General features: G+C 63.3%; 16 protein-coding genes and 1 tRNA gene. 1 reads left to right on the top strand and 16 read right to left on the bottom strand.

The window, feature by feature from the left end:
* Positions 1 to 26: 26 nt before the first annotated feature.
* From rpmE to AC1VVM_RS09635, 11 genes are all read right to left on the bottom strand, one after another.
* Positions 27 to 254, bottom strand: a complete 228-nt coding sequence (gene rpmE, locus AC1VVM_RS09685) for a 50S ribosomal protein L31 (protein WP_132384945.1) — start codon at positions 252 to 254, stop codon at positions 27 to 29.
* Between the two features lie 122 nt (positions 255 to 376).
* On the bottom strand, positions 377 to 829 hold the full coding sequence (gene fabZ / locus AC1VVM_RS09680) for a 3-hydroxyacyl-ACP dehydratase FabZ (RefSeq protein WP_132384944.1): 453 nt from the start codon (positions 827 to 829) through the stop codon (positions 377 to 379).
* Between the two features lie 20 nt (positions 830 to 849).
* Complete coding sequence (locus AC1VVM_RS09675) at positions 850 to 1,449, bottom strand: OmpH/Skp family outer membrane protein (protein ID WP_482903719.1); 600 nt, start codon at positions 1,447 to 1,449, stop codon at positions 850 to 852.
* Complete coding sequence (bamA, locus tag AC1VVM_RS09670) at positions 1,449 to 3,986, bottom strand: outer membrane protein assembly factor BamA (protein WP_132385724.1); 2,538 nt, start codon at positions 3,984 to 3,986, stop codon at positions 1,449 to 1,451. Before bamA ends, AC1VVM_RS09675 begins: the two co-directional genes overlap by 1 nt.
* Before the next feature lie 173 nt (positions 3,987 to 4,159).
* Positions 4,160 to 5,545, bottom strand: coding sequence for an RIP metalloprotease RseP (gene rseP / locus AC1VVM_RS09665; RefSeq protein ID WP_132384942.1), 1,386 nt, complete (start codon positions 5,543 to 5,545; stop codon positions 4,160 to 4,162).
* Positions 5,546 to 5,593: 48 nt separating this feature from the next.
* Positions 5,594 to 6,754, bottom strand: coding sequence for a 1-deoxy-D-xylulose-5-phosphate reductoisomerase (locus AC1VVM_RS09660; RefSeq protein WP_482903718.1), 1,161 nt, complete (start codon positions 6,752 to 6,754; stop codon positions 5,594 to 5,596).
* An 8-nt stretch (positions 6,755 to 6,762) separates the two neighbouring features.
* On the bottom strand, positions 6,763 to 7,536 hold the full coding sequence (locus AC1VVM_RS09655; RefSeq protein ID WP_482903717.1) for a phosphatidate cytidylyltransferase: 774 nt from the start codon (positions 7,534 to 7,536) through the stop codon (positions 6,763 to 6,765).
* Positions 7,523 to 8,227, bottom strand: a complete 705-nt coding sequence (uppS, locus tag AC1VVM_RS09650) for a polyprenyl diphosphate synthase (protein WP_132384939.1) — start codon at positions 8,225 to 8,227, stop codon at positions 7,523 to 7,525. Before uppS ends, AC1VVM_RS09655 begins: the two co-directional genes overlap by 14 nt.
* 31 nt (positions 8,228 to 8,258) lie before the next feature.
* Complete coding sequence (gene frr / locus AC1VVM_RS09645; protein ID WP_132384938.1) at positions 8,259 to 8,816, bottom strand: ribosome recycling factor; 558 nt, start codon at positions 8,814 to 8,816, stop codon at positions 8,259 to 8,261.
* A 3-nt stretch (positions 8,817 to 8,819) separates the two neighbouring features.
* Positions 8,820 to 9,539, bottom strand: coding sequence for a UMP kinase (gene pyrH, locus AC1VVM_RS09640; RefSeq protein WP_132384937.1), 720 nt, complete (start codon positions 9,537 to 9,539; stop codon positions 8,820 to 8,822).
* A gap of 134 nt (positions 9,540 to 9,673) precedes the next feature.
* Positions 9,674 to 10,114, bottom strand: a complete 441-nt coding sequence (locus tag AC1VVM_RS09635; protein WP_482903716.1) for a winged helix-turn-helix transcriptional regulator — start codon at positions 10,112 to 10,114, stop codon at positions 9,674 to 9,676.
* Between the two features lie 54 nt (positions 10,115 to 10,168).
* Between AC1VVM_RS09635 and AC1VVM_RS09630 the strand changes: the two genes are divergently transcribed.
* A complete protein-coding gene (locus AC1VVM_RS09630) occupies positions 10,169 to 10,777 on the top strand; it encodes an NAD(P)-dependent oxidoreductase (RefSeq protein ID WP_482903715.1) in 609 nt (202 codons plus the stop codon).
* Positions 10,778 to 10,855: 78 nt separating this feature from the next.
* Here the strand turns inward: AC1VVM_RS09630 and tsf are convergent, their stop codons facing one another.
* From tsf to AC1VVM_RS09605, 5 genes are all read right to left on the bottom strand, one after another.
* On the bottom strand, positions 10,856 to 11,779 hold the full coding sequence (gene tsf / locus AC1VVM_RS09625; protein ID WP_132384934.1) for a translation elongation factor Ts: 924 nt from the start codon (positions 11,777 to 11,779) through the stop codon (positions 10,856 to 10,858).
* 117 nt (positions 11,780 to 11,896) lie between these two features.
* Entirely contained in the window at positions 11,897 to 12,652 is a 756-nt protein-coding gene (rpsB, locus tag AC1VVM_RS09620; protein WP_132384933.1) for a 30S ribosomal protein S2, read from the bottom strand.
* 1,033 nt (positions 12,653 to 13,685) lie between these two features.
* Positions 13,686 to 14,516, bottom strand: a complete 831-nt coding sequence (locus tag AC1VVM_RS09615) for a CDP-alcohol phosphatidyltransferase family protein (protein ID WP_482905184.1) — start codon at positions 14,514 to 14,516, stop codon at positions 13,686 to 13,688.
* A 20-nt stretch (positions 14,517 to 14,536) separates the two neighbouring features.
* The gene (locus AC1VVM_RS09610) at positions 14,537 to 15,286 is read right to left on the bottom strand and encodes a phosphatidylserine decarboxylase (protein ID WP_132384931.1); all 750 of its coding nucleotides are present in this window, start codon (positions 15,284 to 15,286) and stop codon (positions 14,537 to 14,539) included.
* A gap of 191 nt (positions 15,287 to 15,477) precedes the next feature.
* Positions 15,478 to 15,563, bottom strand: a tRNA-Tyr gene (locus AC1VVM_RS09605).
* Positions 15,564 to 15,590 lie beyond the last annotated feature (27 nt).

Raw genomic sequence — 15,590 nt, 5'->3', positions numbered from 1 at the left:
TCGTGTTTGTGAAGCTTGCTTCGCGCTCAGTTCTTCTTGAGCGAGAGGCCGCCGAAACGCTTGTTGAACTGGGCAACGCGGCCACCGTCCTGCAGCTGCGCCTTGCCGCCGGTCCAGGCCGGGTGCGACGTCGGATCGATGTCGAGAACCAGCGTGTCGCCTTCCTTGCCCCAGGTCGAGCGGGTCTGGAAGGTGGTGCCGTCGGTCATCTGGACGGTGATCAGGTGGTAGTCGGGATGCGTATCGGCCTTCATGTCGTATCTCTCTTCGCATATGGCCGGTTCCGACCGGCCTGCTTGGGAAAGCGGCGCCCTTACACGGGCAGTCCCGAAAATGCAAGAGTCAAGGGAAAGGCTCGCACCCTTCCCTTTCTCTGTCAGGCATCCGCGATCATGGCGGTGAAGTTGACCTCGCAGGTCACCTTATCGCCTATCGCCGCCTTGCCCCAGAACTTGCAGACGCGCGAACGCTTCTGGACGAAGCCGGCGCGCAGATCGAGAAGGTTGCCGGGCGTCACCGGGTTGCGGAACTTCGCTTCCTCGATCGCCATGAAATAGACGAGCTTGCCGCTACCGGCCAAACCCAGCGATTCAATGGCAAGGATGCCCGCCGCCTGCGCCAGCGCCTCGATCTGGAGGACGCCGGGCATGATCGGACGGCCAGGGAAGTGCCCCTGGAAGAAGTCCTCGTTGAAGCTCACGGCCTTGACCGCGTGGATCTCGTTCTCATCGAACGAGACCACACGGTCAACCAGCAGCATCGGGTAACGATGCGGCAGTGCCGCCAGGATCTTCGCGGTGTCGTACACGAATTCAGTCGACTCGCTCATCGCCCGGTCCCGCCCTGCTCTCAGCGGCCCGTGGGAGCCGCCTGCTGCTGCGGTGCGGCAGGAGCGGTGGTGTTGATCGTGGTCAGCGCGCCATTGAGGGCGGTGAGCACGTCGGTGGTGATGTCGAGCGACGGATCGTAAGCGAGCGTCTGGCCGACTTCGACAAGCACGTTGGCGCCGCGCTTGGTCATCGCCGGCTTGTAGAGACCCTGCAGCTGCTGCTGGATCTGCTGGCCGACGAAGGCCTGGTTGCGCTGGATCTGAACCTGCTGGCCCTGCAGTTCCTGGCCGGCCTGCTGTTCCTTCTGCTGGTAGGCCTGGATGCGGCCCTGCAGCGCGGCGTCGGGCTGCTTGCCCGCCAGCGCCTTCACGGCAGCTTCCAGCGACTGCGCTTCAGGCTGAAGCTGGGTCGAAAGCTGGTTGCGACGCGCTTCGAAGGCCTGAATCTGACCCTGAAGGGTCTGGTTCGCGGTCTTGCAGGCGTTGCATTCCTTCGCAATGCGGTCGAGGTCGACAACCGCGACCTTCGAGGCCGGAACGGCCTGTGCGAAAGCGGGCGTGACGAGAGTGGCAAGAGCCAGGCCCGAGGCCACTGCGGCGGACTTGAGAATCTTGGTCATCAGAATTGCGTTCCCACGTTGAAAGTGAAGGTCTTGGTATCATCGCCCTCCTCCTTGAGGAGGACCTTGGAAATATCGATGCGGAACGGCCCGAAGGGCGAGTTCCAGTTCACACCGAAACCGATGGCCACGCGTGGATTCCACGAATCGCCGAGGAAAGTTTCCGTGAAGTAGGTCTTGTCGGTCGCGGTGCTCAAGGTGCACCCAGCACTACAGTCGGTCGTTTCGGGCTTCTTCACACCCCAAACTGCACCGGCATCGACGAAGATCGACGGACGAAGGCCCATTTCACGCGCGCCCGATCCCAGCGGAATCTCCAGCTCGGCGCGGCTCATGTAGTAATAGTTGCCGCCCAGCGCGTCGTCGTTCTTGGTCGAATTGGTCTTGTTGCCGTCCGCATCGACCGTGAAGTACTGACGCACGATACGCGGACCGACGCCGCGGATACCGAAGCCGCGGATCTGCGGTTCACCCAGGTAGAAACGGTCGGTCAGACGAACATCGTTGCCGCCCCAACCCTTGATGATACCGCCCTCGCCCGAGAGCGAGAAGATGAAGCCCTTGCCCAGCGGCCAGTATTTGGCAGCATTGGCACGCAGACGCGCATACTTCACATCGCCGCCAAGACCCGCGATATCCAGATTGATTGCAGCGGTCACACCACGCGTCGCACGTATACGGTTGTCGAGCGTATCGTAGATAATCGATCCGCCGACGATGGAGCTCAGACGCTTGCCGAGCGCATCGCACAAGTACAGGCCTGCATAGAGCGGGTCGCACTGATAGACATTGGGATCGACGCGGTTCGAATAGTATGTCGCCTTGTCGACCGAAACGTCATCGTAGTTGAGCGTATAACGCGCAATCGCCGTCAGATACTCGGTCAGCGGAACACCGGCACGGACCTGGAAGCCCGTGGTGGACTGCTGGTAATTCGTGTTGCGGTTCGAATCGACGAGATTGAAGCTGTTATAGTCGCGGCGATAGACATCGACGCCCAGCGAAACGTTCTTGTTGAACAGGTAAGGCTCAACGAAGTTCGCTTCGACCGACTTCGAATACGACGAGTAGCTGCCCGAAAGGCCTACCGTCTGGCCGCGACCACGGAAGTTGCGCTGCTGGATCGATGCCTGGAAGATGAAGCGTTCAAGGCTTGAGAAACCGGCCGAAAGCTGGAGCTGACCGGTCGGCTTTTCCTCGACGTTGGCTTCGAGGACGATGCGGTCGTCGGCACTGCCAGGCTTCTGCTCGACCTCGAACTTCTCCTGGAAGTATCCGAGCGACTTGATGCGGTTGGTCGAACGCTTGACCTGAAGCGAGTTGAACGCGTCACCCTCGGCAATGCGGAACTCGCGGCGGACGACCTTGTCCTGCGTCAGCGTGTTGCCGTTGATGTCGATGCGCTCGACATAGACGCGCGGCGCTTCCTGGATCACGAAGGTCAGCCCCATGGTGAGGTTGTCCTTGTCGCGATCGTACTGCGGGCGCACGTCGGCAAAAGCATAGCCGAAGGCACCGGCAGTGTCGTTCAGCCCGTCGATGGTGTCTTCGACCAGCTTGGCGTTGTACCAGTCGCCCTTGTGGATCGCGAGCGTCTTCGCCAGCTTGTCGCCATCGAAGTCGCGCAGCTGGCTTTCGACCTTCACGTCGCCGAACTTGTAACGCTTTCCTTCCTCTACCACGTACGTGATGATGAAGTCCTTCTTGTCCGGCGTCAGTTCGGCCACGGCCGAAACCACGCGGAAGTCGGCATAGCCCTGCGTCAGATAGAACTGGCGCATCTTCTGCTGGTCGAACGCCATGCGATCGGGATCGTAGGTGGTGTTCGAGCTGAACAGGCGGCTGAAGCGCGCCTGCTTGGTCACCATCTGCGCACGCAGTTCGCCATCGGAGAACTGCTCGTTGCCGAGGATGTTGATCTGGCGGACCTTGGACTTGTCGCCCTCGGTGATCTCGAAGACGATGTCGACGCGGTTCTGGTCGAGCATGACCATCTTCGGCTCGACCGTCGCGGCGTAACGGCCCTGGCGCTTGTAGAGTTCGATGATGCGGGCAACGTCGGCGCGGATCTTCGAGCGCGTGAAGATCTGGCGCGGCGCGACCTTGATCTCCGGCAGGATCTTGTCGTCCTTGATGCGCTTGTTGCCCTCAAGGATGATGCGGTTGACGACGGGGTTTTCCTTGACCGTGATGGTCACGGTGCCGCCTTCGTTGGTGATCTGCGCGTCGGCGAACAGTTCGGTCGCGTAGAGATCCTTCAGCGCGGCGTCGGCGGCGGCCTTGGTGTAAGCCTGTCCTACGCGCAGCTGGATGTACGAAAGCACCGTCTGCGGTTCCAGACGTTCCGCGCCGACCACCTGGATCGTCTGGATCGTCTCACCCACCGGTTCCGGCGCAGCCGGAGCGGCAACGGCCGGCGTTGCCGCGGGAGCCACATTCTGCGCGAAAGCTACAGCGGGCACGCCAGCAAGGATCGTGGTCCCCAGAAGCATTGCGGCTAGCTGCGGCGCACGGCGAGCATCAATGCTGCGACCCATTTCCCATCCCATCATTCAAGCAAATTCCTGTATCCGCTTACGCGAGGCTCAGAGATCGATCCGCCAGGCTACCTACCTCCCCGGCAGGCAATCGCGCCCGTCTGCCCGATGGATGACGTCCAATCAAGCAGCCAATCCCGACAGAAGTGTGATCGAGAGAAGATTCCTTCAGGCTATCCCCCGAAAATCGGAAGGGACGCCAGATCGTTGACCGTGACGAACAGCATCAAGGCCAGCACAAAAGCCACCCCGGTGCGTATCGCCCATTCCTGACTGCGTACGTCCAGTGGCTTGCGACGGACCAGTTCAGCCGCGTAGAAAGCCAGATGCCCGCCGTCCAGCCCCGGAATTGGCAGGAGATTGATGAATGCCAAGTTAATCGAAATCATGCCGGCGAAGAACACGAACGAGCCCCATCCGAGGCTGAACTGCTCGCCCGAATACTTGGCCATCTTGATGGGTCCGCCCAGTTCCCGCATCGAGCGATCGCCGGTGATGATCTGGCGGATTCCGGTGATCATGTTGCCCACGATCATGAAGCTGCGATCGACACCGAGGCCCAGCGCCTCAACCGCGCCAACCTTCTCAAGCCGGCCTACGCCGGATTGGACACCGATCCGTCCGATCGTGTGACTCTGCCCCTTGGCGTCGGTCACAGACTGGCTTGCCACGGTGAGCGGTAGCACATGCGCGACGCCGCGACGCATCACGGTAACCGTAGTCTGCTTGCCCGGGATGGCCACAATGACGTCCTGAACCTGCCGGAAGCTGGTAACGCCGACATCGCCGACGGCGACAATGCGATCGCCCACTTCCATTCCGGCCGCGCGCGCCGGCGAATCGCCGTAGAAGCCGCTCACCAGCGGCGCCGCAAAGTCGATTCCCAGATCGCCGAGCGTGGCCTTGTTGCCGAATTCGTCGCTGAGTTCGACCGCGGCCAGCTTTGTGGGAAGCGTCAGTTCCTGACCGTCCCGGCGCACCGTCACTTGCACGGTCTTGCCGGGATAGAACGATGTGTGCTGGTCGATATCGGCGACATTGCCGATCTTCGCCCCGTTGATCGCAAGAATGCGGTCGCCAACTTCAAGCCCCGCCGCCTGCGCGGCCGAGTGCTGGGAGAATCCGGCCACGTCGGGATCGGCGACCAGCTTGCCGTTGAACCAGGCGAACGCCGCCAGAATCAGCACGCAGAGCAGGAAATTGGTCAGCGGACCGGCAAAGACGATCAAGGCGCGCTGCCACAGCGGCTTGACGTGGAAAGTCTGCGCGCGCTCCTCGGGCGAGAGGCCGTCTTCGGCCGCACTCGGCGCCGATGCGGGGTTCATGTCCCCGGCGAACTGGACGTAGCCGCCAAGCGGCAGCATCGAAAGCTTCCAGCGCGTGCCGCGCCGGTCGGTCCACCCGGCAATCTCCTTGCCGAAGCCGATCGAGAAGGCATTGGCCTTCACGCCGAAAAGGCGGCCGACAAGATAGTGGCCAAGCTCGTGGATCAACACCAGCGGGCCCAGCAACAGCAGGAAAGCGAAGATCGTCGTCAACAGATTGGGCGATCCGGTCAAGTCAGGCACACTCCATCGGGCCCACGCCGCATTGCCACCAATTCCGGTTTACGCGGGTCCCGCCACCATGCTTGCCCTTGCGCGGGCCTCGGCGTCAACAGCCAGCACGTCGTCAAGGCTGGTCGGGGCCGGTGGCGCGTAGGCGCCCAGCACGTCCTCGACATGTTCGGCAATGCGGGTGAACGGGATCTGACCGGCGAGAAAAGCCGCCACGGCGACTTCGTTGGCGGCATTGAGCACGGCGGGAATCGCGCCGCCCGCCTCAGCCGCCGCCCGCGCAAGGCGCGTTGCGGGAAAGCGTGTTTCGTCGGGCTTACGGAAGGTTAGCTCGCCTATCGCGGCGAGGTCCAGCGGATCGCAAGGCGTGTCCATGCGCGCGGGCCACGCCAAGGCGGCGGCAATCGGCACGCGCATGTCGGAAGGCCCGAGCTGCGCCAGCGTCGAACCGTCGCGGTACTCAACCATCGAATGGACGATCGATTGCGGGTGCACCACGATCCGCAGCCGGTCGAGCCCGATGGGGAACAAATGGTGCGCCTCGATCAGTTCGAGGCCCTTGTTGAACATGGTTGCCGAATCGACGCTGATCTTGGCGCCCATGTCCCAATTGGGGTGCTTCACCGCCTGCGCGGGCGTCGCGGCCTGAAGCTGCTCCCAGCTCCATTCGCGGAACGGGCCGCCGCTGGCCGTCAGCGTGATCGATCGGACGTGAGCGATATCGTTGCCCTGGAGGCACTGGAAAATCGCATTGTGTTCGGAATCAATCGGCAGCAGCGTGGCGCCGTGCCGAGCGACCGCCGCCATCATCACGCCGCCGGCCGAGACCAGCGCTTCCTTGTTCGCCAGAGCGATCGCACCGCCCTGCTCGATGGCGGCCATGGTCGGCGCCAGACCGGCGCAGCCGACGATGGCAGCAACGGTCATGTCGGCACCTCGCCCGGCTGCCTCGACAAGCGCCTGTCGTCCTCCGGCCGCCGCGATGCCGGTCCCGCCAAGCGCCTCGCGCAGTGCCGGGAGGCGCGCCTCGTCGGCAATGACTGCAAGGTCGACGGCGAATTCGCGCGCCAGTTTCGCCAGTTCGTCGACGTTGGAATGAGCAGTCAGCACAGTGACGCGCCAGTCCGCCGGATTCCGCCGCACGAGGTCCAGCGTCGACGCCCCGACGGAGCCGGTGGCGCCAAGAATGCAGATGGAGCGCTGAACGGTCATGGGACCCCTTACCTCGGCTGGAACAGGATCATGAGTGCAAGCAGGAACAGCACTGCAAGCAGGCCGTCCGCACGGTCGAAGAAACCGCCGTGGCCGGGAATGAAGTTGCCCGAATCCTTGACGCCCGCACGGCGTTTCAGCCAGCTCTCGAAGAAGTCACCCGCCTGCGCACAGACGGCGACGAAAAGCCCCGTCATCAGGCACGAAGCGAACAGCGCCACGGGACTGGCCGTCAGATACCAGCACGGCTGCGAGCCGAAGCAGGAAAGACCATCGGCCGCATTGCCCTGCGCCAGTATCGAGATCATGCCCTCCTGCCAGAACCGCGCTGCACCGAAGAGCACCAGCGTTGCCCCCAGCACACCGCCCAGCAGGCCGGACCATGTCTTCGATGGGCTGATCGCAGGTGCAATCTTCGGGCCGCCCAGCGCGCGTCCGGTGAAATAGGCGCCGATATCGACACCGATCACTGTAAGCAGCACGGTCAGCAGCGGCGCCAGACTGAAAGCGGGATTGCGCAGGAACAGCAGCATGGCTGCCCCCACGCCGATATAGAACATGCCCGCGAAGTTCATCAGACCGCGGTGCATCGGATCGGTCATCGCCGCTCGCGACAGCTTGACCCATTCCCACAGCACGCCCAGCGCGATTACGCAGACGAAGGCCGTCCAGACCGATCCGCCCAGCCACAGCGCGGCGCCGGCAACAGCCAGCATGACCACGGCGGAAACCGTCCGCGCGCCCAGGTCGGACTTCTTCCTTACCGGATCAGCGTCCGCCATAGCGTCGCTCCCTGTTCGCGAATTCCTCAAGCGCCTCACGCAGGTGATCGACCGAGAAGTCCGGCCAAAGCACGTCGGTAAAGAGCATCTCGGCATAGGCCGCCTGCCACAGCAGGAAGTTCGAGAGGCGCACTTCGCCCGACGTGCGGATCAGCAGGTCGAGCGGTGGAAGATCGGCAGTATCGAGTTCGGCGGCGATGGTCTCGGGCGTGATCGGACCCTTTTCGGCCGCCTTGGTGGCGGCGCGGGCGATCTCGTCCTGCGAACCGTAATTGAGCGCGACTGCCAGCGTGGTGCCGGTATTGGCCGCCGTGCGCGCTACGGCGCCTTCGACCAGCTCGACAACATCGGGCTTGAAGGCCTTGTAATCGCCGATAATTTTCAGCCGAACCCCGGCCGCTGCGAACTCGTCGAGGTCAGAAAGGATGAAGCGCTTCATCAGGCTCATGAGGTCAGAGACCTCTTCCTCCGGCCGGCGCCAGTTCTCGGTGGAGAAGGCGTAGAGCGTCAGCGCTTCCAGCCCCAGCTCGCGCGCACCGCGCACGACGCGGCGCACCGCCTCCACGCCGCGCTGGTGGCCCAGCGCGCGCGGCAGGTGGCGCTTCTTCGCCCAGCGCCCGTTGCCATCCATGATGATAGCAACATGGCGCGCCACAGCGGGGCCACTTTTCGCGGGCTCACTCTTCGCCATCAGACATTTCTCCCGGAGAGGCCCAAAGGCCTCACTTACCGAGGATTTCCTTCTCCTTGCGGCCGAATTCCTCATCAAGCTGCTTGATGATGTCGTCGGTCAGCTTCTGGACTTCGGTTTCGCTGCGCTTGCGCTCGTCTTCCGAAATTTCCTTCTTCTTCTCGTCGGCCTTCAGGTTCTCGATGCCGTCGCGGCGCACGTTGCGCACGGCGACACGGGCCTTCTCCGCGTAAGAGCTGGCGAGCTTGGCGAGTTCCTTGCGGCGCTCTTCGGTCAGATCCGGAATCGGCAAGCGCAGCGTATTGCCGTCATTGATCGGGTTGAGGCCGAGACCCGCCGAACGGATCGCCTTTTCGACGGGACCGATGTTCGACTTGTCCCACACCTGCACCGAAAGCATGCGCGGCTCGGGAGCGGAGATCGTCGCGACCTGCGTGATCGGCGTGTTGGCGCCATAGACGGTGACCATGATCGGCTCGAGCAGCGCGGTATTGGCGCGGCCGGTGCGCAGACCCGAAAGGTCGTGCTTGAGCGCGTCGATCGCGCCCTTCATGCGGCGTTCGAGGTCCGCCTTGTCGTACTTGGCCATGGGTCAGGCTCCTTTCTGGACGATCGTCTTGGTTCCGCCACCGGCGAGAACAGTGGCAAGGTTGCCCTTCTCGCGGATCGAGAACACGACAATCGGAATATTGTTATCGCGGCAGAGCGCAACGGCGGATGCGTCCATCACTTGCAGATTGTCTGCAAGAACAGTGTCGTAATCGACGGTTTCGTAACGCTTGGCGTCCGGGTTCTTCTTCGGATCGCTGTCGTAGACGCCGTCCACGCTGGTGCCCTTGAGCAGCGCGTCGCACTGCATCTCGGCAGCGCGCAGCGCGGCGCCCGAATCGGTGGTGAAGTAGGGCGCGCCAACGCCGGCGGCGAAGATTACCACGCGGCCCTTCTCAAGATGGCGCTCGGCGCGGCGGCGGATCACCGGCTCGCAGACCTGATCCATCTGCAGGGCCGACTGCACGCGCGTATGCACGCCAAGCTGCTCAAGCGCGTTCTGCATGGCGAGCGCGTTCATGACGGTGGCCAGCATGCCCATGTAATCGGCCTGCGCACGGTCCATTCCGCGCGCGGCACCGGCCATGCCGCGGAAGATATTGCCGCCACCGATGACGAGGCAGATCTCAAGGCCGGTCTCTTTGGCCGCCTTCACTTCCTTGGCGAGTTCGGCGACGAAATCGGAATCGATCCCGTACTGCTGGTTCCCCATCAGAACTTCGCCCGACAATTTGAGAAGGACGCGTTTGTAGGGGGAACTCATGGCCGCACTTCTCCTCGGGGGCTGGATGGCCCCGGCTTTAGGAGCGCGCGCGGAAATTGCCAAGGGGCGAGACTGTGGATGAGCGCGGATCGACGCAGCAAGGCCTCTGTCCGGCCAGCGCGGGAAAAATACCGCTAATTCCACGCCCCGCTCAAAGCACGCTCGCGCAAGTCGTATGCCTGCTGCGCCTCGGCCACCACAGCCATCCGCAATTCAGCCCAGTCTATCATCGCTTGCAGGGCATCCAGCAATTCCCGGCCCAGTGGACTGATCGCATAGCCGACCGTCACCGGCACGGTCGGCACGACATGGCGGAGCACCAACCCGTCGCGCTCCAGCGAGCGCAAGGTCTGGCTCAGCATCTTCTGCGAAATTCCGTCGATCCGCCGCTTCAGCGCATTGAAACGCATCTCGCCATGACCAAGCGTGGTAAGGATCAGCACGCTCCACTTGTCCGCCACGCGATCGAGCAATTGCCGCGTCGGACAGTTGGCCGCGTAGACATCCGGCGCACGAGATTCGGGAGCTGCGGTTCCCTCGGGGTAACCCGGTGCGATCAAGGTGCCTTCTTGCATAGGTGCATTCGATAGCACACCTGGTCACCATTGGATACCACATGGAGAATCGCTATGAAGATTGCAGTCCTTGGCGCCAGCGGCCGCGCCGGATCGGAAATCGCCCGGGAAGCCGCGCGGCGCGGACATCAGATGCTCGCCATCGCCCGCAATCCGGAAAAGATCCCCGCGATTGACGGCGTGACGGCCAAGGCCGCTGACGCGTCCGATTCCGATGCCCTCGCCGCCGTCATCGCGGGCAACGACGCCGTAATCAGCGCCCTGCACTTCGATGTTACCGCCGAAACCTTGCTTGCCGCTGTCCGCAAGGCCGGGGTACCGCGCCTGCTGGTCACCGGCGGTGCTGCCAGCCTCGAAGTAGCGCCGGGCGTGCGGGTGATCGACGATCCCGAATTTCCCGAAGCCTGGAAGGGCGCAGCAATGGGCGGCATCGCCTTCCTCGATGTGCTGCGTCAGACCAAGGATGTGGACTGGACCTTCTTCTCACCCGCAGCCCTGATCTTCGAAGGCCCGCGCACGGGAAGCTACCACCCCGGCACCGACCAGCTCATCACCGACGACGCCGGCGAGAGCAAGATCAGCTTCGCCGACTACGCCGTGGCCATGATCGATGAACTGGAAGCCCACCGGCACAGCCGCGCGCGCTTTACCGCCGCCTACTGACGCGGCACGCACGCAAAGAAAAAGGGCCGGGAAGCCAAAGCTCCCCGGCCCTTTTCTTATCTCGGTATCCGCGAAGGATCAGCCGGCGACAGCGGCAGCCACTTCGGCGGCGAAGTCCGAAACTTCCTTCTCGATGCCTTCGCCGAGCTGGAAGCGGACATAGTCCTTCAGCACGATCTTGGCACCGGCTTCCTTGCCGGCCTGGTCAACGACCTGCTGGATCGGGGTCTTGTTGTCCATGACGAAGACCTGCGAGAGCAGTGCGTTTTCCTTGGCGTACTTGGCAATCGCGCCATCGACCATCTTGGCCTGCACGGCTTCGGGCTTGCCCGATTCGGCGGCCTTTTCTTCGGCGATCTTGCGCTCGCGAGCGATCAGGTCGGCGTCGAGGTCGTCAGCGGTCAGGGCCAGCGGGAAGGCAGCGGCGATGTGCATCGCGATCTGCTTGCCAAGGGCTTCGAGAGCGGCAGCCGGAGCTTCCGATTCGAGCGCCACGAGCACGCCGATCTTGCCGAGGTTCGGCGCGGCAGCGTTGTGCATGTAGGGAACGACGAGGCCCTGGGCCACTTCGACGGTCTTCATGCGGCGAACCTGCTGGTTCTCGCCGATGGTCGCGACGTTGTTGGTCAGCGCGTCGCCAACGGTGCCGCCGCCCGGGTAGGCAGCAGCCTTGAGCGCTTCCACGTCGTCACCGGCAACGCCGAGGGCGACTTCGGTGGTCTTGCGGACGAAGTCCTGGAACTGGTCGTTCTTGGCGACGAAGTCGGTTTCCGAGTTGACTTCGACGGCAACGCCCTTGGTGCCGGTCACGGTCACGCCGACGAGGCCTTCAGCCGCGGTGCGGCTCGACTTCTTGGCGGCAGCGGCCAGACCCTTGGCGCGCAGAGCGTCCACAGCGGCTTCGATATCGCCACCGGTCTCGTCCAGAGCCTTCTTGCAGTCCATCATGCCGGCGCCAGTGCGCTCGCGCAGGTTCTTCACGTCAGCGGCGGTGTAAGCCATCGCTCAAATCCTCTTGTTTGGGTCGGACCGGTTCTCGGCCCTTAAAATGGATGCGCGCCAGGCCCATTGGACCCGGCGCGCGACAATTCCATGACGAAAAAGTCGTCGCCGGACCTATCAGGCCTCGATAGCCTCTTCGGCAACCGGCTCGTCCATGGCGCCGATGTCGGCACCGCTGTTCACGAGCGCGTCACGGCCACCCTTGGTCGCTGCCTGGGCAACGGCCTCGCAGTACAGACGCACGGCGCGGCTGGCGTCGTCGTTGCCCGGGATCGGGAACGAGATGCCCTGCGGGTCGACGTTGGTGTCGAGCACGGCGATGACGGGGATGCCAAGGACGTTGGCTTCCTTGATGGCCAGCGCTTCCTTGTTGGCGTCGATCACGAACATCACGTCCGGAATGCCGCCCATGTCGCGGATACCGCCGAGCGAAAGCTCAAGCTTGTCGCGCTCACGCGTCAGCTGGAGAACTTCCTTCTTGGTGAGACCGGCGGTGTCACCCGAAAGCTGCTCTTCAAGAGCCTTGAAGCGCTTGATCGAACCCGAGATGGTCTTCCAGTTGGTGAGCATGCCGCCCAGCCAGCGGTGGTTGACGTAGTGCTGGCCGCAAGCGCGGGCAGCCTGAGCGATCGGCTCCTGAGCCTGGCGCTTGGTGCCGACGAAGAGAACCTTGCCACCGGCCTGGACAGTTGCCTGCACGAATTCGAGAGCGCGGGCCATCAGGGGCACGGTCTGCGACAGGTCGATGATGTGGATGCCGTTGCGGGCGCCGAAGATGTACGGCTTCATCCGCGGGTTCCAGCGGTGGGTCTGGTGGCCGAAGTGGGCGCCGGCTTCGATGAGCTGCTGCATGGTGACGACAGGTGCCGCCATAAGATAATTCCTTCCGGTTTGAGCCTCTGGAAAGCTGGAACCAGGCGGGGAACCATAAGGCTCTGGCCGCGAAGCACCGGTATGTGCGCTTTCCATGTGGATTGCCCGAGTCGCGAGAGAACCGCGAATTCGGTCCCCTGCTTCAGGCGGGGCCGCCCTTAGTCCGGTTCGTCGGCAAAATCCAGCCCCAATCGCGCAGGAGCCGCGCTTCCCGCCCGGCGCAGCGCCGCCCCGGACCGCCGCAGATTTCATATCCCCCGGGAAACCACCGTGTTCCCACAGCTTTTCCACAGATCCATCCCGGCAGACGATCCGCTTACGGGAACCGCGATTCCCGAACAGCCCTGCTGCAAAAGGATTTTGCCCGCACGGGAGGCGGCTTCGCCGGAGCGAAGCGCGTGCGAGGAAATCGGTTCATGGATCTCACCCCTATAGAGATTGTCTCCATCGCCGGACATTCGCTCTTCATGCTTGGCGCCTTGCTCGCAGGCGCCACCATCGCAGCCACTCTGCGCGCAGCCCTGCCCGCCATCGCCAGACTGCGGCGAGAGTTCGTAAAAGCCCGCCTCACCCACCGCGTGATCGTTCGCGCCAAGGCGCCCGTTCTCGATTCCGAATCGCGAGCCCGGAACGCTCCATTCGCGTCCACGCCGAACGAGGCCACTCAAAAATCAGGGAATTCCAAGCATTTCCGGGCCCGAATATTTTCGCCTTGACAGGGGATGAACAAAAAGAGAACAAATGCATCAACGGAACATTGATAGAACACGAGTCGGTTTTCCACAAGACATCCACAGCCGGACCCGCCTCATCGGCACCGGCGCAGATGGCTCGAAAGGATTGGACATGACTGCATTTGCCGCCTGCCTCTTCGCCCTCGCCGCAGCGGCATCGCTCCATGCGATGCTGGCGACGCTCCGCCGCTATGGGCACGAAGCGCTCTCGCTTCGGGCCCGACTGGCAGCCTGCCCGGAAACGCTGGCGATCAATTGGGCGATGGTGGTACGCGTGCCGGTTCCGGCATTGTCCGCACTCAGGCGGGATCGTGCGGTACGTCCTCGCTCGTGGACGACACAGCGCCCCGGACTGGAATGGCCGAGCGGGGAGCTTGCCGCCTGACCTTGAAGTACGTCCTGATCCCGATGGGAATCAGCGCAAGATAAACGATGGTGATGACTGCCAGCGTCCACCAAGGCTCAGTCAGCAGCGCCGCGACAGTCAGACCGACCAGCGCGATCACGCCAAGACGCAGGCTCGACGGCGGACGCATCCGCGACCAGCTGAGCGTCGGCAGGTTGGAAATCATCATGAACGCCATCAGGACCATCCACACGCCCACCACAATGGGGTTGGCGAAGATGGGCACGCCGCTGGCGATCCACAGATAGAGCGGCAGAAAGCCGAGCCCGGCGCCAAGCGGCGCCGGAACGCCCGTCAGGAAACCCGCCTGCTTGTGCGGCTGATCGAGCATGTCCATGCGCGAATTGAAACGCGCGAGGCGCAGAACGCAGCAGATCGCGAAAGCGAGCGCGGCAATCCAGCCCAGGCTGGGAAGCTGATGCAGCGTCCAGAGATAGACGATCAGCGCCGGTGCAACGCCGAACGAGATCGAATCGGCAAGACTGTCGAGTTCGGCCCCAAAGCGCGTCTGCGCCTTGAGCATGCGCGCCGCGCGGCCATCGATCCCGTCGAGCAGTCCGGCGAGAATCACCGCCTGTACCGCACGCTCGTAATCGCCGCCGATGGCAAAGCGAATACCGGTCAGGCCCGAGCAGAGCGCGGCGGCAGTAATCGCATTGGGCACGAAGGCCCGCATCGAGAGCCCGGCGGCAAGGCGGCGACGCGGATGCTGGCGCGCCGCCATGAATTCACCGGGCTCCTCGGTCACTGCGAAATGCCTTCGATCACCGGGGCCGCGCCGATTTCGGCAAGCACGGTCTCACCCGCAACAATGCGCTGGCCCATCAGAACCTTGGGTTCGGTGCCGGCGGGAAGATAGACATCCACGCGGCTGCCGAACCGGATCAGGCCGATGCGCTGGCCGGCAGCGATGATGTCACCCGGCTTCACGAAAGGAACGATACGGCGGGCAACGAGGCCGGCAATCTGCGTGAAGCAGATGCGCTGACCATCACCGCGCTCGATCAGCAAGTGCTGGCGCTCGTTCTCTTCGCTCGCCTTGTCGAGGTCGGCATTCATGAACTTGCCAGGGATGTAGATCACCCGGCGCACGGTGCCGCCGATCGGCGCACGATTGATGTGCACGTCGAACACGCTCATGAAAATCGAGATGCGCGTCACCGGCTCGGTCGACATCGGCTGCGATCCGCTGCCGTCCTCAACCGTCAGTTCGCGCGGCGGCGAGACCTTGCCGATCAGCGTCACGAGGCCATCGGCAGGCGCCACGACGAATCGGTCGTCCTGCGGCGTCACGCGGACGGGATCGCGGAAGAAAGCCAGCACGCACAGCGTCAGCACCGCCAGCGGCCAACCGACCCACGGGCCGACGAGCAGCCACGCCACAAGCGCGACGACGGCCGCAATGGCGCCAAACTTGCGACCCTCGGGATGAATCGAGGGCCAGTTCCAGGACGCTTCGCCGCGTCCCTGATTATCGAGAATATCTCCGGGCATGGCATTCCTCTAGTGAGAGTGCGTCGCTCCCGCAATGGCGGGAGCCCGAGTACATCCCCGGCCGCATATAACGCCTGCCAAGCGTACCGCGGCAGAGTCTGTTCCCTGCACGCGGGCGGATGTACTCTGAGAGAGTAGCGATCGAGATGTCCGGGGGTCCCCGAAGGGAATTCCTTGATGAAGGAAGCTGGTGGTGGACAGGGCTGGATTCGAACCAGCGTACGCTTGCACGGGCAGATTTACAGTCTGCTGCCTTTAACCACTCGGCCACCTGTCCACACCAGATCGCTGGCGGCGGAAGACC

This window comes from Novosphingobium sp. BL-S-33 (genome assembly GCF_056857025.1).
The sequence above is the reverse complement of the archived record's forward strand: the minus strand, read 5'-3'. Positions and strand labels throughout refer to the sequence as shown.